Origin of the sequence: Autumnicola psychrophila (assembly GCF_031846645.1) — a bacterium.
GTDB classification, from domain to species: Bacteria; Bacteroidota; Bacteroidia; order Flavobacteriales; family Flavobacteriaceae; genus Autumnicola; species Autumnicola psychrophila.
Genome location: NZ_JAVRHN010000015.1, coordinates 69606 through 92297 on the forward strand (window position 1 = coordinate 69606; position 22692 = coordinate 92297).

The window sequence follows — 22692 nt, forward strand, 5'->3', positions numbered from 1 at the left end:
AATTACATTTCTTTTATACAAACATTGGAGAAACCTCCTCGTTAACATAAACCAGGATCTTTTCTTGAATTTCATAGCCCATTCCGCTAAGAACTTCAGCATATTTGTTAATCTGGTTTATATGCGAATCTGCCGTATTTCCGGTTTTATAATCTATGACCGTGCATATATTTCCAGAGATCACCAGCCTGTCGGGGCGAATTTTCTCTTCAGTAGTAATAATGGTTCTTTCATTAAAGCTATTAACTCCCGGTGAAAAAAATTGCTTTAGCTTTGGATGGTTGCAGACCTTAAAGACAAGTTCTTTAATTTCTTCCGCAGCATTTTCTGTTATCATTCCGTCTGTAACAGCATTCTCTATAGCCGCTTTAATATCTTCTTCAGAATTTATTTTTGCCAGAATTTCGTGTGCAATTTCACCTTTTTCTATTGCGCCTTTTTGTTTCGTATCCCAAAGTGAGCCAGAGCGGGTCACTATATTTACCGCCTGGCTTTGTGTTGCTGAAGAATAAAAATGTTCAGGAGAAATGGTATCGGTGCTACTTTTAGTCTCTTTGGCTATTTCTGAAGTTTTCCCGAATTCATAACTTTTGCTTTCGTCCCACAAGCCTTTACTTCTAAGGAATTCTATGAGTAAGCCTGAAGTTTTGTTGGTTTTTGAAATCCCTTTTTTATCCAGGTCGAAATTTGTCAAAATATAGAGTTGATCTGAAGCGCGGGTGGCGGCAACATAAAGCACATTTAAAGTGTCCAATTCCTTTTGGTGAAGCAATTCCTGGTAAACTTCGCCAGATGCGGGGTTCCAGTTTAGCATTTTTTTGGAGGCACTAAGGTAACTTACAGGAATTTCATTCATAGGTTCCTCCATTTCCAGCCAGAGATCGTCTCGTTTTGTGTCGCTGAAGTCCGAATTCGCAAAAGGATAAATTACAATGGGAAATTCCAGCCCTTTTGCTTTATGAATGGTCATAATTTCTACCGCGTCATCATCTTTCGGCACTAAAATGCTTAAACGCGACTTCTCCCTTTCCCATAAATCCATAAATTCTGAAATCCCCAATGAAGATTTTTGGGTGTTTTCAAAAATGAAGTCGAGAAAGAATTGAACATAAGCATCAGAGGCTTCGACCAACTCAAAAGTCTGAATAATATACTCTGCAGCTTCATATAAGGAAAGTGTTGTAAGGTTTTCAAGATCGAAATTCAGGTCAAAATCTTTTAGCCAGCTAAAGAATTCATTTCCGTTGAAAGGAAGGTTTGCACTGATGATCTTATGCGGACTTTCCAGTTGCAAGGCTTTTTGCAGATAGTCGAAAATTGCCATTTTTAGCATGTCATCTTCTGGATTAATCGAGAAGGCGAGGAGATCTGCAATAAAGTTGACTTCAGGAGAATTTGAGATAAGCAAAGTTTCTGAAGAAACTACAGAAATACCGTGCTCGCTGAGATGATTCGCAATGGCAATTCCTTCGGTTTTTTTCCTGGTAAGAATGCAAATATCTCCTTTTCTGAAGTTTTTAGACTCCAGCTCACGAATGATTTCCAGAATTTTTTCAGGATAGACCTCGAATTCTTCTTCCCGGTTTTCTGCTTCAAGAAAACTGACATTTACATAGCCGCAATTTTTACGGATAGGCTCCTGATTGCTTTTCTGAAACAAATCCTTATAATCCGGATGGCTCAGGTAATCTGCCGCAAATCCAAAAAAGGCGTTGTTAAATTTCACAATTTCTTCGCCACTTCTGTAATTGGCCGGAAGATTAACTACGTTCTGCGGTATCGAAAATGGCCGTGTTTTGGTATTGCTCAAATCTATAAACTGCTCTGCTTTCCCGCCACGCCAACGATAAATAGATTGTTTGGCATCTCCTACCAGCATTAAATTTGCCGGAACTTCTTCTCCACCCATTCCCGCAAGGCTGGCATCCATTAACGGAATCAGATTTTCCCACTGCATTTGGGAGGTGTCCTGAAATTCGTCTATAAAATAATTGTTATAACGTTCGCCCAGCCGCTCGTAAATAAAAGGAGCAGGCTGATCTTTTACCTGCGCACTTATTTGCGGATTAAATTCTGAAATAAGAACCAGGTTACGGTCTTTTTTTATTGCCTGTATTTCCTGGTTGATTGCATTGAGCAGAGAAAGCTGAACCGTTCTTTTATTTACTGCTTCAAGAAATTCTATTTTGAAATAATTGTCTTTTGTAGCATTAAAAAGATCGACTATCTTGGGTTGAATAGTATCGATAATTGCCTTTTTGGAATCGTCTTTAAAAGTTTTTTTATATAGCGGGTCACTTTTTAATTTCTGCATCCATCCCGTTTCAAAACTCAAAACAGTCTTTCCATCTAATATTTTTTGAAAATAACCGGGTACATATTTTCCACTAAAATCTGAATCTTCGAGTCCGTTTTGCTTTAAAAGTTCAAAAAATTCTGCTGCCAGTTTTTTATTTTCCTCCTTTGCTTGTTTTGTTTCAGATTTAAGTTTAGCGGCAAATCTTTCAAAATCTTCCAGGGATTTGTTCTGAAGGAGTTCGAGGGGTTTCTGGTTGTTTTCGTTGATAAGCAGTTTAGAAATGTCAAAAAGATCGCGGGCAATGTCCCAGCTTTTATCATCATCTGCTTTATTCAGTGTAAAGTCAACGAGGATTTTTGTCAGTTTTGGATCTGTACCTGCTTTGCTAATCACGCTTTCCACAGCTTCCATAAGGATTTCTTCCTGAGCCATCTCCACTTCAAAATTAATCGGCAGCCCCAGGTCTTTTGCAAAAGTCCGTAATACGCGGTGGGTAAAACCATCTATGGTAGAAACTTCAAAAGCGGCGTAATTGTGGATAATACTCTTCAGGATTTTTGCTGACTTTTCTTTGATCTGAGCCAGATTTAACCCGGTTTCCTTGGAAATTACTTCGAAAAGTCCTCTGGATTTCTCCGGAATTTCTTCCGAAGAAAATGCGTGCAGGCTATCCACAATCCTGCTCTTCATTTCGTCTACTGCTTTATTTGTAAAGGTAATGGCCAGGATATTTTGATACTCCTCTTTCCTTTTGGAATTAAAGAGGAGTAGAAGATATTCTTTTACAAGTGTAAAGGTTTTTCCTGAACCTGCCGAGGCGTTGTAGATCGTGAAAGAATTTGTCAATTTTTAAAAAATTTGAATAGTTACTACAAGCTTCTAAGGTCGTATTTTGCTTAATAATATAAAAGACATTACGGAAAAGCCGCGCTATTTAAGGATTTTATAACACTTAATTGTTTCTTTTATAGCGCTTAATAGCTAACTTTGAGTGAGTAAAAATAATAATCATTAAAAATAAATATTATGGCATTTGAGTTACCAAAATTAAATTATGCATTTGATGCACTAGAGCCTCATATTGATGCTAAAACCATGGAAATTCACCATGATAAGCACCATGCGGGTTATACAACAAAATTGAATAATGCTATTGAAGGTACTGACCTTGAAGGGAAGACCATTGAAAATATACTTAAGAACCTGGACAAATCTAATAAGGCTGTTAGAAATAATGGTGGTGGATATTACAACCACAATTTATTTTGGGAAATTATGTCACCGGATGGTGGCGGAAAACCAGAAGGCGAATTATCTAAAGCAATAGACAATGCTTTTGGATCTTTTGAGGCTTTTAAAGAAGAATTTTCTAAAGCGGCAGCAGGACAGTTTGGTTCTGGATGGGCCTGGTTATGTGTTCACGAAGGTGGAAAAGTTGAAATTTGCTCAACTGCAAATCAGGATAATCCACTTATGCCGGAAATAGGCTGTGGAGGAACTCCAATTTTAGGACTTGATGTATGGGAACATGCATATTACCTGAATTATCAAAATCAGCGTCCAGCTTATATCGATGCTTTCTTTAATGTTATCGACTGGAAAGAAGTAGCAAGTCGCTATGCAAAAGAGAAATAGAAATTATTTCTTTAAGAATATCAAAAAGGTTGTCTTGAAAAAGGCAACCTTTTTTTGTTATGAATGTTTAATTATAATTGATTTTTTCCTATTTAAAAGAGAAGCTCTAAAATTGACAATTATCGATCTATAGTTGATAATTTTTAAATAATGGATTTGAAAATCTGAATTGTAGGTTACGCTAAAACTATTTTCTTTCCTAAGAGTTTTTTTCGATCTTGAAAACTTCAAAAGAAGCAAGAATTAAGAAGTTTTCCTGAATTGGAACCAGAGACTTTCTAATTTCCACTTGAACCAAAGCCGCCTTCTTAAAACGCCAATTATCGACCTGTAGTCATCTACTTTGAAATGTTAGGGTAATAAAATCTGAATTGCTGGATTACTCTGAAGCTCTATTCTTTCCTGAAAGATTTTTTTCAATGTTGAGAACGTCGAAATAAGCAAGAATTAAGAGTTCTTCCTGAATTGAAATTAGAGACTTTCCATTTTCCACTTGAAGCAAAACCGCCTTCTTAAAATGTCAATTATCGACCTGTGGTGCAGGAAAAGGATCAGAACTTTTAGCTTGCGACCTGTTGTATAGAAATAAGAAAAGGCGGATTTTTTAGATCCGCCTTTTCTTGCCCCAAATCTACCATGAACTTAACCTACTTATGCTATGGTATACCGAATATAGTAAGAAACAAGGTGCGACTATCACTTTTTAGATCAAACACCCGGATATTTGTTAAAAGGTAAAGACAGATCAGTTCTTGTAAGAAATATAATCCTTAGTAAAATATTGGTATTAGATGCGTAGTGCCTGAAACGGAAGAAAATAAAAAAAGGCGGATTTGCATCCACCTTTTTTTGCCCCAAATCTACCATGAACTTAACCTACTTATGCTATGGTATACCGAATATAGCAAGAAACCAGGTGCGACTATCATTTTTTAGATCAAACGCCTGGATATTTGTTAAAAGGTAAAGAGAGTTCAGCTTTTGTAAGAATTTAAGTATTCACAATGTAAATTGCTGATGTTTAATGTGTTGAATCTGAAACGGAAGAAAATAAAAAAAGGCGGATTTACATCCACCTTTTTTTGCCCCAAATCTACCATGAACTTAACCTACTTATGTTATGGCAAGTCTAAAGTATGTAAGTAAAACCAACTCACCAATTAAAATAGATCAACTGCATGGATATTAGTTGAAGTGTAATTTAGTATGCACGGTCTTTTGTGCCTTCGTAAAAATTAATAAAAGCACGGTTCACTACACGGTTACCTCCCGGGGTGGGATAATCTCCTGTAAAATACCAGTCTCCAAGATTTTTAGGACAGGCAAGATGAAGGTTTTCTACCGTTTGATAAATAACTTTAACTTTAGCCTTTACGGTAGGTTCACTAATTAGCTCTGAAATTTTATCTGATATTTGTTCGTTTGTGAATGGATCATAAACTTCCTTGACAAAATTCTGCACTTCAGAATCTTCCATGTCTACCTGGTCTTTGCATTTATTATATACATCCTGGATTATCTGATAACTGTTACTTTCCTTATGTAACTCCAGTGCAGCTCTAAAAGCTACCAGGTCTTCGAGCCTGGCCATATCTATTCCATAACAGTCCGGAAAGCGTATTTGAGGAGCAGAAGATACTATCACTATCTGTTTAGGGTTTAAGCGATCCATCATTTTAATGATACTTTTCTTCAGGGTAGTGCCACGTACAATACTGTCGTCTATAATAACAAGATTATCTTCGGGTCTTACCACGCCATATGTTACATCGTACACGTGTGCGACAAGATCATCCCTGCTGCTGTCTTCAGTAATAAAAGTTCTCAGCTTTACATCCTTAATGGCAATTTTCTCGGTTCTTAGACGGTGAGAAAGTATTTGCTGGAGGCGTGCATCGGTAAGAGTTTCTTTTTCAGCAAGAATGGCGTCGTTCTTTTGCTTGTTCAGTTCGTCCTGTGCGGCTTCAACCATACCATAAAAAGAAGTTTCGGCAGTGTTGGGAATAAAGGAAAAAACAGTATTTATGGTATCATGATCGATGGATTTTAATACTTCAGGCATCAGCAATTGACCAAGCTTTTTCCGCTCCTTATAGATTTCAGCATCACTTCCGCGGGAAAAATAAATCCGTTCAAAAGAGCAGGCCTTTCGCTCCAGAGGTTTGATAATTTGGTCTATGGAAACTTTCCCGTTCTTTTTGGTAATTATAGCATGACCAGGTGCAAGTTCCTGCACATCTTCAAACTTCACATTAAAAACAGTTTGGATTACCGGCCTTTCTGAAGCTACAACCACAACTTCATCATCCTTATAGTAGTATGCAGGGCGAATTCCTGCGGGATCACGTAAAACAAAAGAATCACCATGTCCCATTAGGCCCGCCATAGCATAGCCGCCATCCCAGTCTTTGGAGGATTTTCTAAGGATTTTTGCCACATTGAGCTGCTCGGCAATGTGTGGTGAGGCTTGTTGTTTGTTAAATCCTTCCTTTTTAAGTTTTTTATAGAGCTTCCTGACTTCAGAATCCAGGAAGTGCCCAATTTTTTCCATTACCGTTACAGTATCTGCCCTTTCTTTTGGATGCTGCCCAAGTTCCACAAGTTTATTAAAAAGCTTGTTTACATTAGTCATATTAAAGTTTCCGGCCACAATAAGATTCCTGTGCATCCAGTTGTTTTGCCTTAGGAAGGGATGTACGCTTTCGATATTATTCTTGCCGAAAGTGCCATAACGCACGTGGCCCAAAAATACTTCTCCCAGATACGGGATGAATTTCTTCTGCAGAGCTACATCATCAGCATATTCAGGATTAGCTTTAATTTCCTCATTAATGCGCTCATTAATCTGGGCGAAGATGTCCTGTATTGGTTGTGCCTGGTTGGATCTAACCCTGCTTATATATCTTTCACCCGGAGCGGTATTTAATTTAATACTTGCAAAACCAGCGCCATCCTGGCCTCTGTTATGCTGCTTTTCCATCATGAGGTACATTTTATTTACTCCATAAAATGCACTTCCGTACTTTTCTTTATAGTACTCCAGTGGTTTTAAAAGTCGAATGTGTGCAATTCCACATTCGTGTTTGAGGGCATCACTCATAGTTTTTTTACCTGTTTGGGTTTCAACTTTGTCACAAAAAAAGCCCTGAAATTACAGGGCGGTTAGATTATGTTACTTCAATTTCGAATTGGGTAAGTTTCCTGAACTCTTCCAGCCGCGAATGAACTTCTTCTTTAGTTATATCCTGCATCCTTTCAGTTCCAAATTTTTCTACGCAAAAAGAAGCAAGATTGGAACCATATATAATGGCGTTTTTCATGTTTTCAAAAGAAATGTCTTTGGTTTTGGCGAGGTAACCTATAAAGCCACCGGCAAAAGTGTCTCCGGCTCCTGTTGGATCAAAAACTTCTTCCAGTGGTAATGCGGGTGCAAAAAATATTTCTTGTTTGTGGAAAAGAAGTGCTCCATGTTCACCTTTCTTGATAACCACATATTCGGGTCCCATTGCTGCTATCTTTCTGGCTGCTTTTACAAGTGAATATTCTCCTGAAAGCTGCCTTGCTTCTTCATCATTAATGGTGATTACATCTACTTTGGCAATTACTTTCTTTAAATCTTCAAGGGCATTGTCCATCCAGAAATTCATAGTATCCAATACTGCCAGCTTAGGATTCTTTACCTGTTCCAGTACGCTTAACTGTACCAGCGGGTGAAGGTTGCCAAGCATCACAAATTCAGCATCTTTATAATTCTCGGGAACTATTGGTTGGAAATCTGCAAGTACGTTTAGTTGGGTTTCCAAGGTGTCGCGTGAATTTAAATCATTATGATAACGGCCACTCCAGAAGAAGGTTTTACCACCTTCTACCTTTTCAATTCCCTCAATATTAATATTGCTCTTCTTAAATAAGTCAAGATATTCCTGGGGAAAATCGTCCCCAATAATAGAAACTATTGCGCTGTTAGCATCAAAATGTGAAGCAGAAAGCCCAATGTAAGTGGCGGCACCACCGAGAATTTTATCTGTTTTACCAAAAGGTGTTTCAATTGCATCAAAGGCAACGGTGCCTACAATAAGAAGTTTACTCATAACAAAGTTTAAAATAAGCTGCAAATATACAGTTTGTTTTTCAAGGTATAAACCAAAAGGGGAATTAGGGAAATTTTATCTTTAGATTTCCTCAAAACCTTTGTCAATGAGCAGCTTTTTTTCTTTTGAAGCGGCTACAGCAAGTGTGTCGCAGCGCTCATTTTGAGGATGATTGTTATGTCCTTTTATCCACTTAAAGCGCACATTGTGCTTGCGGTATTCCTGTAGAAATTCAACCCATAAATCAGAATTTTTTCTGTCTTTGAAGTTTTTTTTCTCCCATCCAAGCACCCATTTTTTTTCTACTGAATCCACCACGTATTTTGAATCAGTAAAAATTAAAACCTCAATTCCGGGCTTCTTTAATTTTTTCAGGGCTTTAATAACTGCCAGTAGTTCCATACGGTTATTAGTGGTATGTTTATATCCTTGTGAGAATTCTTTGCGGTAGGGCTTTCCAACCCATTCCATGACAATTCCATATCCTCCGGGACCTGGGTTTCCTCTTGCGGCACCATCGGTGTAAATATGAACCTGAGGGTTACTCACTAATTTTTTCTTGTAGAAGTTCCTCTATTACCTTAGGAAAATGTGCGTATTCAAGATCGTGTATCTTAGTAGCAAGACTTTCGGGAGTATCATGCTCTTCAATAATTATTTTTTTCTGAAAAACAATTTCACCTTCATCATATCTTTCATTAACATAATGAATGGTTATTCCGCTTTCTTTTTCTTTATTTTGAATAATTGCTTTGTGTACTTTGTCTCCATACATACCTTTTCCACCATATTTTGGAAGAAGTGCAGGATGAATGTTTACCACTTTATTAGGGAATCGCTGGAGAATGTTTTCGGGAAAGATCCAAAGGAAACCTGCAAGTACAATAAGATCCGGCTCTATATCCTGTAAGACATAAAGAAGCTCATTTGAATGGTAGAAGGAGTCTCTGTCAAAATGAAGGGCTTTTACGTTAAGATCGTATGCTTTTTTTAAAACACCGGCAGAACGGCGGTTAGAAAACACTGCTACCACACGAGACTCTGGTGAATCTTGAAAATATTTTATCATATTTTCGGTATTCGTGCCGGAGCCTGAGGCAAAGACGACTATTTTTTTCTGCTTTGTTTCTCGCATGATCCTCAAAATAGGAAAGTTAACATTTATTAGGATGTAAAATTAACCGGTTTCAGTGAATTTGTGTAAATTACATTCACATTTTTAAAGTAAAAATCGGTTTTAAAATAAAGTTTTTTATTTTTGCCACCTAATCAAAATTAAAATAAAATATTATGTCAGACATTGCATCAAGAGTAAAAGCGATAATCGTGGACAAGTTAGGTGTTGACGAGAACGAAGTTGTAAACGAAGCCAGCTTCACCAACGACCTGGGCGCTGATTCATTGGATACAGTGGAGCTAATTATGGAGTTTGAAAAAGAATTTGATATTCAGATTCCAGATGACCAGGCAGAAAACATTGCTACTGTTGGTCAGGCAATTTCTTATATTGAAGACGCTAAAAAATAAAAGCAAAAAAGCCATATGGAGTTAAAGCGAGTTGTAGTAACGGGATTAGGAGCACTAACCCCCGTTGGTAACAATATTGAAGAATATTGGGATGGATTGGTGAAGGGGAAGAGCGGTAGTGCACCTATCACTTATTTCGATACCGAAAAATTCAAAACCAAATTCGCTTGTGAACTCAAAAACTTCGATCCTTTAAATTTCTTTGATCGTAAGGAAGTAAGAAGGCTAGACAGATTTGCACAGTATGCGATAGTAGCTTCCGATGAAGCTATTGAAGATTCAGGTTTGGATCTCAATGTTGTAGATAAGTATCGCGTAGGCGTAATCTGGGGAGCTGGGATTGGTGGACTTGAAACTTTTCAGGATGAGGTTATAAATTTTGCTGAAGGTGATGGAAGCCCCAGGTTTAATCCTTTTTTTATTCCTAAGATGATTGCAGATATTGCCCCGGGTAATATTTCAATCCGTCATGGATTTATGGGAGCAAATTATACCACAGTTTCGGCCTGCGCCTCTTCTGCGAATGCTATGATAGATGCTCTTAATAATATTAGGTTAGGGTACAGCGATGTCATAGTTACAGGAGGATCAGAGGCAGCTGTTACAAAGGCTGGTATGGGTGGTTTTAACGCCATGCATGCCCTCTCTACAAGAAATGAGAGTCCTGAAACAGCATCAAGACCTTTTGATGCTACCCGGGACGGGTTTGTTCTTGGAGAAGGTGGAGGCGCTCTTATTCTTGAGGAATACGAGCACGCTAAAGCAAGGGGAGCAAAAATCTATGCTGAAGTTTTAGGCGGAGGATTGTCTTCTGATGCTTACCACATGACAGCACCGCACCCTGAAGGGGACGGAGTTGTGGCTGTTATGAAAAATTGTTTAAGGAATGCAGGAATGAATCCTGAAGATGTGGATGCAATAAATACTCACGGAACTTCCACTCCTCTTGGAGATGTGGCAGAATTAAAGGCTATAGTGAAAGTCTTCGGAGATCATGCAAAAAACATCAATATTAATTCCACAAAATCTATGACTGGACATTTGCTTGGAGCTGCCGGTGCGATAGAAGCTATTTCAGCTATTCTTTCGATGAAGTACGGTATAGTCCCTCCAACCATCAACCATGAACATCCAGACGAGAAAATTAATCCGGAATTAAATTTAACCTTAAACGAGGCACAGAAACGTGAGGTAAACGTGGTAATGAGCAATACATTTGGTTTTGGCGGGCATAACGCCTGCGTGTTATTCAAAAAATTCATTGAGTAATCACGATGAGTGTTATTCAGAACATATTAAATTCCCGCTCTTCCAAGGGCGGGAATTTTTTTAATGCCATACATAAGATACTCGGGTTTCGCCCTAAGAATATTTCCCACTACAAGAAAGCCTTTACACATCGTTCTCTTAATATAAAGGATGAGAATGGCAATGCGATTAATTATGAAAGGATGGAATTTCTGGGAGATGCCATGCTAAGTGCCGTAATTGCCTCGCATTTGTTTAGGGCAGTGCCTGGTGGCAATGAAGGCTACCTTACTAAAATGAGGTCTAAAGTGGTAAGTCGTAAGCACCTGAATGAATTGGGCAAAGATCTTAATCTGATTTCTCATGTTCAGACTAATATTCCCAAAGAGCAATTTGGCGTGAATATTCATGGCAATTTGTTCGAATCTCTTGTTGGAGCAATTTACCTGGATCGTGGCTACAAGTACTGCAGAAGGTTTATTTTTGATCGTGTTATAGAGCCCTATGTAGATATAGAACAATTGGAAGGCAAGGTAATCAGTTACAAGAGTTTGCTCATCGAGTGGTGCCAAAAGGAGAAAAAAGAATTTGATTACGAAGTTTATGAGGACACAGGAAATGATGAGCTTAAACATTTTGCAGTGAAACTCAGGATTAATGACAGGGTAGTGGCAAAGGCAAGAGCAACTTCTAAGAAAAAAGCAGAAGAAAAAGCTTCAAAACGAGCCTATTATGCCTTTCAAAATAAGATGTAACAACTTTTACTGAGTTAGGTATACTATATCGTTTTCGTAAAAAGTTCGTGATTTTTAATCTGTGGAACCCATATTTTGTCATTCTTATTTTATCTTTAACCAAAGTATTTGATATGCATTCGCATAAAATGTTGCTGGATGAGGTAGAGGAAGAAAGCTTTAGGTTAGTAGCTATTTATTGTCCTGTAGAACAATATAAAATGGCTTACCTATTAAATAAATACTTAAATCTACAATTAAAAAGAGCTAGGCAGGACGTAGATTTTAACCATAAATCTGTTCAGGCAATGTACGCTTTGTTCATTTCAAAAGACCATAAAACGCATTGTGTATACAATCTGGTCACAAATAAATATAAAGGTCAGGCCAGAAAAATATTAAGCTCAGGGTCGTTATTTTATGAAGAAGAAGTGAGGCCTCTGGTTGTACATCTTATACCTGAGTATAAAAAGGTGGACTTTTTTTTGAAAATACAAGAAGACATGCCCTATAATGTTTATAAAAGACTTCTGAATATTATAAATAGTATTCCGCAAGTTCTTGCTGCATATGATATAGATGCAGATAACCTAAAATCGAAAGAAAATCTAATTTTTGAATAATGCCAACAAACAAGAAGACTAAAATAGTTGCCACTCTCGGGCCGGCGACAAGTACCAAGGAAATTTTATACGATATGCTCCAGGCTGGAGTTAACGTGTTCAGGATTAACTTTTCTCATGCAGATTATGAGGGGGTTAAAGAGCGTATCAAAATGATTAGGGAACTTAATAAAGAACATAATTTCAGTGCTGCCATCCTGGGTGACCTGCAGGGTCCAAAATTGCGCGTTGGTGTAATGAAGGAGGAAGTTGTGGTTAAGAAGGGAGATGAAATTATCTTTGCTACCGGAAAGAAATTCGAAGGAACAGCAGAGCGGGTATATATGAATTATGATACATTCCCACAGGATGTAGCTCCCGGAGAACGCATCCTTCTTGATGACGGAAAGCTCATATTTGAAGTCGTTAGTACAAATAAAAAGGACGAAGTCAAAACCAAGGTAGTACAGGGAGGTCCTTTAAAATCCAAAAAAGGAGTAAACCTTCCCAATACAAAAATTTCTTTACCTGCTTTGACTGAAAAGGACGTAAAAGATGCCATATTCGCCTGCGAGCAGGAAGTAGACTGGATAGCACTTTCTTTTGTGCGACATGCAGAAGATCTTATAGAATTACAGGAATTATTAAAAAAGCATAGCCAGTATAAAACTCCAATTATTGCTAAAATTGAGAAGCCTGAAGGGGTTCAGAATATTGAAAAAATTGTAGCTTATTGTGATGGTTTAATGGTTGCCCGTGGGGATCTTGGAGTAGAAATACCTGCCCAGGAAGTGCCGCTTATCCAAAAGAAACTTGTTCTTACCGCTAAAAAAGCTAGAATTCCTGTAATTATTGCAACACAAATGATGGAGACGATGATCACAAGCCTTACGCCTACAAGGGCAGAGGTGAATGATGTGGCAAACTCTGTTATGGATGGTGCAGATGCCGTGATGCTTAGTGGAGAAACGTCTGTTGGACAATATCCGGTGCAGGTAATAGAAAAGATGTGTCAAATATTAGAGAGTGTGGAGAATTCACCGCTTATTAAGGTACCTCATGACCCACCACACGTGCGCACCAAGCGATATATTACCAAAGCGGTATGCTTTCATGCGGCCCATATGGCTAACGAGATAAAAGCAAAAGCTATTTGTACATTAACTAATAGTGGCTACACGGCTTTTCAGATTTCTGCATGGAGGCCGGAGTCGCATATCCTGGTTTTTACTCCTAACATGAGAATTTTGGCGCAGTTAAGTCTGCTTTGGGGTGTTAAAGCTTTTCACTATGATAAATATGTTAGTACAGACGAAACCATAGATGATATCAACTCTATTGCTAAAGAAGGAGGTTATGTGAAGCCGGGAGATTTTACCGTCAACCTTGCCGCAATGCCAATGGCAGATAAAGGTATGGTGAACACTCTAAGAGTTTCGGAGATAGAATAGCAGAAATAGATCTTTATTTAAAGGCCACGGATACTTGCTGTATTCGTGGCCTTTTTATTTTTACTATTCTTGCGGTATGGTAACAAAATTCACAGAGATTATTTTTCAAAAGTCGAAATTTAAGAGGTTCTTATAATCAGGAACTAACGATGATAATATCTGTCGCTAACATCTAAATCTTCACGTACAAGAAGGTCTGTAATAACCCTTTTGTTATTGCCGTCTTGCTGATGTTCAAAAGTTAATTTTAAAGTGTCTTTTGATAAATACAATACCTTGAAGTACTTATGATTTTCCGAAATCTTTAATAATTGTGAAATTTGAGGGCCCACTAACTTTATATAGGAATCGCCTTTAGAGTTATGATGTAAGTGCCAATTTCCTTCTAAACTTTCACCAAAACCTTTGGTTTCTTTACTATTATCATAAAAGAACTTTCTCTAAGAAATGTTTGGCGGTAGGACATGAAGCAGGGGTCCATATTCATTCTTACTTTGCCATTGTAGCGTTCAGCTATTTTCCAGGTTTTAATGCTGTCTGAAGAAATTAGCATAACAAAATTTTCAGGTATTTTGTAGCGCTCCTTCTCGTTATCATTAAAGGAATATAATAACAATGCAAGTACAATGAGAGACCATAATTTTATTAAGTTTTTTCTTAAAACTATTACTAATAAAATTTTTAAAATTCGAATCTCAGCTGAACCTCTATTTCTTCTTTCTGTTCTTTTTCTTCCGGCTTGTCGGTATTAAGATTGGAGAGGGAGATACCTAGCAATCTAACAGAATTTTTCATCTTTTCCTGATACAACAGCTCCTTTGCAATTTCGAGGATCAATTCTTTGCTGGAAATATAATAGGAGATGGTTTTGCTCCGTGTTTGTAACGTAAAGTCGCTGTATTTAATCTTTAAGGTAACAGTTTTCCCGGCAACTTTGCTTTTTTCCAGTCGGCGTTCTATTTCTTCAGCAATGTTTTCCAGTCGCTCCAGCATAAAAATTTCTGAAGAAATATTTTCATTAAAAGTTCGTTCCGCACCAAGTGATTTTCTTATTCGATTGGGCTTTACTTCGCTTAAGTGAATTCCCCTTACTACGTTGTAGTAATGTAGCCCGCTTTTTCCGAAGTTTTCGGTTAAGTATTCAGCTGACTTCTGTTTAAGGTCCACGCCGGTAAAAATTCCGAGTCGGTACATCTTTTCTGCAGTTACCTTGCCAACACCATGAAATTTCCTGATGTCCAGTTTTTCAAGGAATTCCAGTACCTCTTCAGGGTTAACCGTTTTTTGACCGTTAGGCTTATTATAATCGCTGGCAATTTTGGCAATAAATTTATTAATGGAAATTCCCGCAGATGCATTTAGCCCCGTCTTATCCTTAATTCTTTGCCTTATTTCCCTGGCAACTAAGGTGGCACTGGGGTTTCCTTTTTTATTTTCCGTGACATCAAGATAAGCTTCGTCCAGGGATAATGGCTCCACCAGGTCTGTATATTCCAAAAATATTTCCCTTATCTGCCGGGAAACTTCACGATAGCGTTCAAAACGTGTTTTCACAAAAATTAAATGAGGACAGTTCCTGATAGCCATAACGCTGCTCATCGCACTTTTTACTCCAAATTTTCGTGCTTCATAACTTGCGGCAGCCACTACACCTCTTTTAGAACTTCCGCCAACGGCAATAGGTTTTCCCCTAAGCTCAGGATTGTCCAATTGTTCTACGGAAGCATAAAAAGCATCCATATCTATGTGGATGATTTTGCGTAAAGGGATAAGTTCTTGCACGCTGTAAATTTAATGAATTCCGCTTCTGAAAAGAATATTTTCCTCTATGATGTGGCTAATCAAACCTGTATAAATAGTCGTGATAACATGAAAAAATCCACTTGTACAGACTATCTTCGAAAATACAAATCATTATGTATCTTTGGTAGAACGCATACCTAATCATCTCAACTTAAGATTTTTCATCATATGAAAACTGCAATTATTTTAGGAGCAACGGGTCTTACTGGCGGTATTCTGCTCCGCAAGTTGCTGGATGATGATCGCTACGGCAAAATCATCCTTTTTTCCAGAAGCTCTGCCAACCTTGATCATTCCAAAATTGAAGAACATTTAGTTGATTTATTTCATTTGAAAGAACATTCCGATAAATTTAAAGCAGACGAGGTTTATTGCTGTATAGGAACAACCAAGAGCAAAACTCCCGATAAAGATGTATATAAGAAGATTGATCACGGTATCCCGGTAGCTGCAGCCGGGCTGTGTGAGAAAAACGCCATTCCATGCTATGTGCTCATTTCTGCTATGGGTGCAGATCCAAAAAGCAAAATTTTCTATAGCAGAATCAAAGGGAAAACGGAGAAGGACGTGCTCGAATATGATATTAAAAAAACCTATATTCTCAAACCATCCCTTATTGTCGGTGATCGTGAGGAGAATAGAACAGGGGAGAAAATTGCCAAATTTGTGATGGAATTTTTCAAGCCTTTAATGATAGGTAGTTTAAAAAAGTACAGGCCAATAACTCCGGAAGAAATCGCTTCAGCAATGATTTTTCTTGCAAATGATGGGCATCATCAAACAAGAATAGAATCTGAAGAAATACGCGAACTGGCCAATTCTATGGAAAAAGAGTAAAAATGGAAATTGAACGTAAGTTTTTAGTGACTTCAGACGATTTTAAGTATGAAGCAGAGGAAGAATTGAAAATAAAACAGGGTTATTTAAATTCTCATCCAGATCGTGCTGTTAGAGTAAGAACAAAGGGAGCGAAAGCTTTTATCACTGTTAAAGGAAGATCTTCTGAAAGCGGCCTAAGTAGATTTGAATGGGAAAAAGAAATTTCTACTGAAGATGCCGAAGAGCTTCTGAAGCTTTGTGAGCCCGGAGTCATAGATAAGATACGATATTTAATAAAAATGGGGCACCACACTTTTGAAGTTGATGAATTCTTCGGAAGTAATAAAGGCTTAATCGTTGCCGAGGTGGAACTGTCTTCAGAAGAAGAAGAATTTGAGAAACCAATGTGGCTGGGCAAAGAAGTTACGGGCGATAATAAATATTATAACGCCCAGTTATGTAAAGTACCTTATCAAAACTGGAAAAAATAAGCTTCCAATACTCAATAAGTACTGAAGAATTTAACTGAGAAAGGTGACACTTCAAAAATGGCAATTTTCGGACCTGTTCTACGCAGGAATTTAAATGTTCCCATTAGGCCTGATCTTCTTGGACTTTCATTACAATTCTACGAAATGTATTGTTCCGGGATTGTTAATTTCATGCTTTCTTGTTACAGACCATATTATGACAACCAAGAATAGAAAAAACAAAAACAGCCCCGATAAAACTTATCTATCAGGGCTGTTCATACTAACAACTAACTAACAACAACTTAATTTACTGCCAACCTCCTCCAAGGGCCTGGTATAAATTTACCATCGCCTCCAGTTGGTTATAGTGGGCATTTATAAGATCTAATCTTGAATTCAGGGCGTTCTCCCTGGCTGTAAGTACTTCCAGATAGTTGGCAAAGCCATTATTCAGTAATTCTTCTGAATATTCCGTGGCAGTGTCATACGCGTCAAATTCTTTTTGCTTAATGTCAATTTTTTCTGTGGCTGCCTCGTAAGAGTATAGAGCATCTGAGACTTCCCGGCTGGCCGTAAGAATGGACTGTCTAAAATTTAACCTGGCCTGTTCCTGTTCTGCCAAAGAAACCTCGTATGCGGTTCTTATTCTCCTGCCGTTAAAAACAGGCTGGGCCAATCCGCCAACGAGCGTTGCGAAAAGGGAATTGGGATCTAACAATTCTTTTATATCAAGGCTTTGAAATCCACCTGCCGCCGTGAGGGTCAGTGAAGGATAAAATTCACTTCTTGCAACGTTGGTGAGTTCAAAAGCATTTACAAAATTATATTCCGCAGCAATAACATCAGGACGGTTTCTTAAGAGCTGTACTGGAACACCAATATGTAATTGAGTGGTAATTTCCTGTTCTGCAAGGTCTGTTCTTTCAATTTGCATTGGAGCTTCTCCAAGCAATATGGCAAAAAAGTTTTCCAACAGTCGCTCCTGTTTTTTAAGGTCGACTAGTATGGCCATTGCAGTATAGAGTTGAGCTTCTGTTTGCTTTACCCCAACTTCGGTGACATTACCTGCCTCTTTTAAGGCACTTGTAGTTTCAAGGCTGGTTCTGCGGTTCTCGATAGTCTGCTCTGTAATACGTATTTGCTCATCTAAAGCAAGTAATTGATAGTATGTAGAAGCAATATCAGCAATTAAGCGTGTTTTTACGGCCTGATGTGCCGCTTTGCTCTGTAAATATCTTGCCTGAAAAGCTCTTTTGGTGCTCCTTATTTTTCCCCAAATATCGGCCTCCCAGGAGAGGGATCCGCTTAATTCATATTGATCTATGGAAGAAAACAGGCTTCCAAACTGGCTGTTTGCAGAGAGCTCCTGATGCGTGATTTGGGCATTAGTATTAAGCGTAGGAAAGTAACCGAGTTTCCCCTGCTTCAGGTAAGCTTCCGCAGCAATTACCTGCTGAACGGCTATTCTTATATCAATATTATTTTCTAAACCTTCTTCAATATAACCGGTAAGCAAAGGATCTGTAAATATTTCTCTCCAGGAAACATTGGCCATATTCAGCGAATCCTTCGGAAAAGTATCTGTACGGTAATGCTCTTCTTTTACTACATCTGGTTGTTCATAATCTTTGGCCACAAAACAGGCCTGCAGGGAGAGCAAAACTACAGGCGCCAGAATAAATTTATATAGTTTTAATTTTTTCATTTTTAGCTATTCTAGGTTCTTATTGTTTTGTTCAGCAACAGCAGGTTGAGGCTTGGAACTTACTTTTTCCTGCAGCCACTGGAAGAATATAAACAGGATTGGAATAATAAATACCCCGAGTACAGTACCAATTAATAATCCGCCCACGGCTCCTGTACCAATGGAACGGTTTCCGGCAGCTCCTATACCTCCGGCAAACACGAGAGGAAGTAGTCCCACGATAAAGGCGAAGGAAGTCATAAGGATGGGTCTTAGGCGCACCCGTGCAGCATCAAAAGCAGAGTCCACAATAGAATGGCCAGACTTTCGCCTTTGTATGGCAAACTCTACAATTAGAATAGCATTTTTTGCCAATAAGCCCAGCAGCATGATGAGTGCAATCTGGAAGTAAATATTGTTTTGAAGGCCTGAAAGTGCAGTAGTTACATAGGCGCCCATTACTCCAACCGGAAGCGAAAACAATACAGCTAGAGGCAGAAGGTAACTTTCATATTGAGCGGCAAGAATAAAGAACACAAACAGAATACTTAAAAAGAAAATAAAAGTTGTTTGATCTCCTGCGGAAATTTCCTCCCGGGTAAGTCCTGAGAACCCTATGTCAAAGCCAGCCGGTAAAGAACCGGTCCCCACTTCCTGTACGGCAGCAATTGCGTCACCCGAAGAATAACCGGGAGCCGATGCCCCGTTTACACTCGCTGAATTAAAAAGGTTAAACCTGGTAACAGATTGTGGTCCGTAAACCCTTTCCAGGGTAACAAATTGGGTAATAGGTGTCATTTCTCCCTGATCATTTCTCACGAACATCGAATTTAAATCACTTACAGTGGCCCTGTCTTCCGGTAATCCCTGAACAAAGACCCTATATTGCTTTCCAAACCTGGCAAAATCGGCAGCATATACACTACCAATGTAACCTTGCAGGGTAGAGAAAATATCGTTTATTGCCACTCCCGCTGCTTTAGCCCTTGGTACATCAAGGTTTATTTCGTATTGTGGATAATTGGTATTAAAGGAACTTTGGGCATAAAGAATCTCGGGACGCTGTAAAAGTTCTGCAAGATACCCTCGGGTAGCTTCATCTAGATTTTCATAACTTCCACCTGTTCGGTCTAAAATTTTCATTTCAAATCCTGCAGATGCACCGAAGCCCGGCACACTGGGGGGTTGAAAGAAAATAATGTCGGCATCACTAATCCCTGCAGCCACTCCAAAGAATTTTCCGGTGATCGCTTCAGCTGAAAGACTTTCATCCTCCCGCTGATCCCATGGGTCCAGCTTGATAAAACCAAGAGCGTAATTACTACCAGCACCTCCAATTAAACTAAAACCATTGACCATGGAAACTGCACTTATGCCTTCCATTTTTTCGATTTTCTGTGATAGCTGGGAGGTTACCTCTGCAGTTCTGTCTAGGGAAGCACCTGCGGGAAGTTCAATACTTGCAAAAACTAGCCCCCGGTCTTCATCTGGTACAAAACCTGTTGGAGTAGTGGAGGAAGCCCAAAAAATTGCACCTATCGCCGCCACAATTATGGCACCGGTAATCCATTTATGCCTGTGTAAAAAGGATAAGGATTTTACATATTTCTTTGTAGTAACTTCAAAAGCTATATTAAAGGACGAGAAGAAACGACCTAAAAATCCTTTTTTCTTACCTCCTTTTTCTTCATGAGATTTTAAAAATAACGCACAAAGCGCCGGACTCAATGTAAGTGCATTAACGGCTGAGATGAAAATGGAGACAATAAGAGTAACTCCAAATTGCTCGTAAAAAACACCTGTTGGTCCGGAAATAAATGTCACGGGAATAAACACCGCTGCCATCACCAGGGTAATAGAAATAATTGCTCCTGCAATTTCTTCCATGGCGGAATGTGTCGCGGTCCGTGCAGTTTTTGCGCCTTCCTCCAATTTTGCGTGGACGGCTTCCACCACCACAATTGCATCGTCTACCACAATACCAATTGCCAGCACCAGTGCGAACAAGGTTAGAAGGTTAATCGAATAGCCGAATAAATTAAGGAAGAAAAAGGTTCCAATAATAGATACCGGTACGGCAATGGCAGGAATTAAGGTTGACCTGAAGTCCTGAAGAAAGATAAACACAACTAGGAATACCAATAAAAATGCTTCAACAAGTGTAGTTACTACTTTTCCTATAGAAGCAGATAAGAACTCATTCGTGTCGAAGTTCACCACTACTTCAAGACCTCTCGGGAACTCTTTCTCAAGTTCATTAAGTTTAGCATGGATGTTCTCAATAATTTCCTGGGCATTTGATCCCGGAGTCTGATAAACGGCCATACTTACCCCGGGATTTCCATTGGTGAATGAAATAACGCTGTAACCTTCAGCGTCAAGCTCCACTTCGGCTACATCCTGAAGGCGTAGAAATTGTCCGTTACCCAAAGCTTTAATAACGATATCTTTATACTGACTTTCGGTATTATACCGGCCACTATAGCGAATAACATATTCAAAAGCTTCAGCATCATTCTGCCCTATAGATCCTGCCGCGGCTTCCTGACTCTGCTCATTTATAGCTGCAATCACGTCTGATGGGATCAGGTTGTAAGCAGCCAGTTTCTCAGGCTGAAGCCAGATTCGCATTGCATAGTTTTTAGATCCAAATACGCGCACATCTCCAACTCCATTAATCCTTTTTAATTCAGGAATCACGTTTATATTCAGATAATTCTGAATAAAGGTGGCATCATATTCGTCATTTTCAGACAAAACGGTAAAGAACATCAGGGAACTTGTTTGCTGCTTCTGCGTAGTAACACCAGACTGTGTCACTTCCCTTGGAAGGAGCGGAGTAGCCCTTGCCACACGGTTTTGTACGTTAACAGCTGCGATATCTGGATCTACACCCTGATCAAAAAACACCTGAATACTTGCACTACCATTATTACTGGCAGTTGAGGTAATGTAATCCATTCCCTCAACTCCGTTTATCTGTTCTTCTATGGGAATAATTACACTTTCCAGAACAGTAGCGGCATTGGCTCCCGGGTAATTTGCAGACACCTGCACCGTTGGGGGCGCGATATCTGGATATTGCGTTACAGGCAATGTGGTAATTCCCAGCACCCCCAGAACTAATATAACTATGGAAATGACCGTAGATAATACTGGTCTTTCTATGAATACTTTTAGCATTTTTTTTATTATTTAAATACAGGGTTGATGGAATTTGCAATACTGTCAAAAGCAACAGGTTGTGGCTGGATTGGAGTATTATTCCGAAGTTCGCCAACTCCCTGGGCCACAACTTTATCTCCTGCTTCTATTCCCGATGCTACCACCAATAGATTGTCTACCCGGTCTGTTACCTTAATAACTCTGGAGATTGCAATACTATCTCCCTGAACCTCGTATACATATACTCTCCCTTGTTGTTCGTAAGAGGAGCTTTCGGGTACTACAGGTACATTTTCATATGTCTTCGGAATTCTTATCCTGCCGCTGCTACCACTGGCAAGAAGCTGATTTGGATTCGGAAATATTGCCCTGAAACTCACAGTCCCGGTAGAAGGATCCACCTGCCCTGTCACCGTTTCTATCCTGCCTTTACTTTCGTAAATCGATCCATTCACCAGTTCAAGTTCCACCGGAGGGATATTATCAATTTTTTCTGAAAGGTTCGCTCCCTCTGTATTCTGCAAAAAGTTAAGGTAGTCCCGTTCGTTCATCGAGAAAAACGCATAGATATCTTCAATCTGTGAGACTGTGGTTAACGGTGTTGGATCCCCTGGGCTCACAAGAGCGCCTTCACGATATGGTATTGCTCCAACATATCCATCTACCGGGCTTTTTATATTTGCATAGCCTATGTTGGCAGCCACACCCTGGTAATTTGCCTGTGCCTGTGCGAGCTTCGCCTTTGCAGTCTCCAGTTGTACACCACTAATAATATTCTTTTCTACCAGTGGCTCTAGTTTATCTACTTCTACCTGAGCTGCATTAACGTTTGCACTTGCCGCTCCGGCTTCCTGGCTTAAAGATTCGGTTTCCAGTTTAAAAAGAAGTTGCCCTTTCCTTACTTTTTGACCTTCATCTACAAGAACATCAGTAATATATCCAGGTACTTTTGCTCTTACTGCACTATTCACCACTCCTTCCAGGCTTGCCGGATAAGAGGTGTAGCCAGTCACGGTTCTGTTAGGAATTTCCAGTACGGGAAAAGGCGTGGGACCTTGCGCCTGCTGTTGTTGCCCCGGATTGTCTCCGCAGGAGATGACACTTAGTACGCCGGCAATGACGACAATATATTTGAATATGATTTTCATTTTTGGTAGAATT

At 39.1% G+C, this 22692-nt stretch carries 17 protein-coding genes; 8 read left to right on the forward strand and 9 right to left on the reverse strand.

Annotated elements, in window-relative coordinates; all coding sequences use genetic code 11:
• Positions 1–13: 13 nt before the first annotated feature.
• The gene (locus tag RM541_RS16100) at positions 14–3145 is read right to left on the reverse strand and encodes a UvrD-helicase domain-containing protein (RefSeq protein WP_311501158.1); all 3132 of its coding nucleotides are present in this window, start codon (positions 3143–3145) and stop codon (positions 14–16) included.
• A 180-nt stretch (positions 3146–3325) separates the two neighbouring features.
• On the opposite strand from RM541_RS16100, the gene RM541_RS16105 reads away from it, so the two are divergent.
• A complete protein-coding gene (locus RM541_RS16105) occupies positions 3326–3934 on the forward strand; it encodes a superoxide dismutase (RefSeq protein WP_311501159.1) in 609 nt (202 codons plus the stop codon).
• Between the two features lie 1201 nt (positions 3935–5135).
• Here the strand turns inward: RM541_RS16105 and RM541_RS16110 are convergent.
• From RM541_RS16110 to purN, 4 genes are all read right to left on the reverse strand, one after another.
• Positions 5136–7034, reverse strand: coding sequence for an amidophosphoribosyltransferase (locus tag RM541_RS16110; RefSeq protein WP_311501160.1), 1899 nt, complete (start codon positions 7032–7034; stop codon positions 5136–5138).
• A gap of 67 nt (positions 7035–7101) precedes the next feature.
• Positions 7102–8025: a PfkB family carbohydrate kinase gene (locus tag RM541_RS16115; RefSeq protein WP_311501161.1), complete on the reverse strand. Its 924-nt coding sequence runs from the start codon at positions 8023–8025 to the stop codon at positions 7102–7104.
• 81 nt (positions 8026–8106) lie between these two features.
• Complete coding sequence (rnhA, locus tag RM541_RS16120; protein ID WP_311501162.1) at positions 8107–8574, reverse strand: ribonuclease HI; 468 nt, start codon at positions 8572–8574, stop codon at positions 8107–8109.
• Complete coding sequence (gene purN / locus RM541_RS16125; RefSeq protein WP_311501163.1) at positions 8567–9160, reverse strand: phosphoribosylglycinamide formyltransferase; 594 nt, start codon at positions 9158–9160, stop codon at positions 8567–8569. Before purN ends, rnhA begins: the two co-directional genes overlap by 8 nt.
• A gap of 155 nt (positions 9161–9315) precedes the next feature.
• On the opposite strand from purN, the gene RM541_RS16130 reads away from it, so the two are divergent.
• The 5 genes from RM541_RS16130 (at position 9316) to pyk (ending at position 13587) form a co-directional block, all read left to right on the forward strand.
• Entirely contained in the window at positions 9316–9552 is a 237-nt protein-coding gene (locus RM541_RS16130) for an acyl carrier protein (RefSeq protein WP_013069791.1), read from the forward strand.
• 15 nt (positions 9553–9567) lie between these two features.
• A complete protein-coding gene (gene fabF, locus RM541_RS16135) occupies positions 9568–10821 on the forward strand; it encodes a beta-ketoacyl-ACP synthase II (protein ID WP_311501164.1) in 1254 nt (417 codons plus the stop codon).
• Positions 10822–10826: 5 nt separating this feature from the next.
• Positions 10827–11555, forward strand: a complete 729-nt coding sequence (gene rnc, locus RM541_RS16140) for a ribonuclease III (RefSeq protein ID WP_311501165.1) — start codon at positions 10827–10829, stop codon at positions 11553–11555.
• 113 nt (positions 11556–11668) lie between these two features.
• Complete coding sequence (locus RM541_RS16145; protein ID WP_311501166.1) at positions 11669–12157, forward strand: IPExxxVDY family protein; 489 nt, start codon at positions 11669–11671, stop codon at positions 12155–12157.
• Entirely contained in the window at positions 12157–13587 is a 1431-nt protein-coding gene (gene pyk / locus RM541_RS16150; protein WP_311501167.1) for a pyruvate kinase, read from the forward strand. The genes RM541_RS16145 and pyk overlap by 1 nt, the downstream gene beginning before the upstream one ends.
• A 681-nt stretch (positions 13588–14268) precedes the next feature.
• On the opposite strand, the gene dinB is transcribed toward pyk, so the two are convergent.
• Positions 14269–15369, reverse strand: coding sequence for a DNA polymerase IV (gene dinB / locus RM541_RS16155; RefSeq protein WP_311501168.1), 1101 nt, complete (start codon positions 15367–15369; stop codon positions 14269–14271).
• 189 nt (positions 15370–15558) lie between these two features.
• Between dinB and RM541_RS16160 the strand changes: the two genes are divergently transcribed.
• Together RM541_RS16160 and RM541_RS16165 are read left to right on the forward strand one after the other, a co-directional pair.
• A complete protein-coding gene (locus tag RM541_RS16160; protein WP_311501169.1) occupies positions 15559–16227 on the forward strand; it encodes a Rossmann-fold NAD(P)-binding domain-containing protein in 669 nt (222 codons plus the stop codon).
• 2 nt (positions 16228–16229) lie between these two features.
• Positions 16230–16700, forward strand: coding sequence for a CYTH domain-containing protein (locus RM541_RS16165; protein WP_311501170.1), 471 nt, complete (start codon positions 16230–16232; stop codon positions 16698–16700).
• 289 nt (positions 16701–16989) lie between these two features.
• Here RM541_RS16165 and RM541_RS16170 read toward each other — a convergent pair whose 3' ends face one another.
• From RM541_RS16170 to RM541_RS16180, 3 genes are read right to left on the reverse strand one after another with little or no spacing between them, the layout of a single operon-like run.
• Positions 16990–18387 carry an efflux transporter outer membrane subunit gene (locus tag RM541_RS16170; protein WP_311501171.1) on the reverse strand — a complete coding sequence of 466 codons (1398 nt, stop codon included), beginning with the start codon at positions 18385–18387 and terminating at the stop codon, positions 16990–16992.
• Positions 18388–18393: 6 nt separating this feature from the next.
• Positions 18394–21549 (reverse strand): efflux RND transporter permease subunit, encoded by a 3156-nt coding sequence (locus tag RM541_RS16175; protein WP_311501172.1) that lies wholly within the window; start codon positions 21547–21549, stop codon positions 18394–18396.
• Positions 21550–21557: 8 nt separating this feature from the next.
• Positions 21558–22679 carry an efflux RND transporter periplasmic adaptor subunit gene (locus RM541_RS16180; RefSeq protein WP_311501173.1) on the reverse strand — a complete coding sequence of 374 codons (1122 nt, stop codon included), beginning with the start codon at positions 22677–22679 and terminating at the stop codon, positions 21558–21560.
• Positions 22680–22692: the final 13 nt, after the last annotated feature.

Coding starts and splice junctions, on each gene's coding strand:
- RM541_RS16105 (WP_311501159.1), top strand. CDS start 3,326: ATGGCATTTGAGTTACCAAAATTAAATTATGCATTTGATGCACTAGAG.
- RM541_RS16110 (WP_311501160.1), bottom strand. CDS start 7,034: ATGAGTGATGCCCTCAAACACGAATGTGGAATTGCACACATTCGACTT.
- RM541_RS16115 (WP_311501161.1), bottom strand. CDS start 8,025: ATGAGTAAACTTCTTATTGTAGGCACCGTTGCCTTTGATGCAATTGAA.
- purN (WP_311501163.1), bottom strand. CDS start 9,160: ATGCGAGAAACAAAGCAGAAAAAAATAGTCGTCTTTGCCTCAGGCTCC.
- RM541_RS16130 (WP_013069791.1), top strand. CDS start 9,316: ATGTCAGACATTGCATCAAGAGTAAAAGCGATAATCGTGGACAAGTTA.
- fabF (WP_311501164.1), top strand. CDS start 9,568: ATGGAGTTAAAGCGAGTTGTAGTAACGGGATTAGGAGCACTAACCCCC.
- rnc (WP_311501165.1), top strand. CDS start 10,827: ATGAGTGTTATTCAGAACATATTAAATTCCCGCTCTTCCAAGGGCGGG.
- RM541_RS16145 (WP_311501166.1), top strand. CDS start 11,669: ATGCATTCGCATAAAATGTTGCTGGATGAGGTAGAGGAAGAAAGCTTT.
- pyk (WP_311501167.1), top strand. CDS start 12,157: ATGCCAACAAACAAGAAGACTAAAATAGTTGCCACTCTCGGGCCGGCG.
- RM541_RS16160 (WP_311501169.1), top strand. CDS start 15,559: ATGAAAACTGCAATTATTTTAGGAGCAACGGGTCTTACTGGCGGTATT.
- RM541_RS16165 (WP_311501170.1), top strand. CDS start 16,230: ATGGAAATTGAACGTAAGTTTTTAGTGACTTCAGACGATTTTAAGTAT.
- RM541_RS16170 (WP_311501171.1), bottom strand. CDS start 18,387: ATGAAAAAATTAAAACTATATAAATTTATTCTGGCGCCTGTAGTTTTG.
- RM541_RS16175 (WP_311501172.1), bottom strand. CDS start 21,549: ATGCTAAAAGTATTCATAGAAAGACCAGTATTATCTACGGTCATTTCC.
- RM541_RS16180 (WP_311501173.1), bottom strand. CDS start 22,679: ATGAAAATCATATTCAAATATATTGTCGTCATTGCCGGCGTACTAAGT.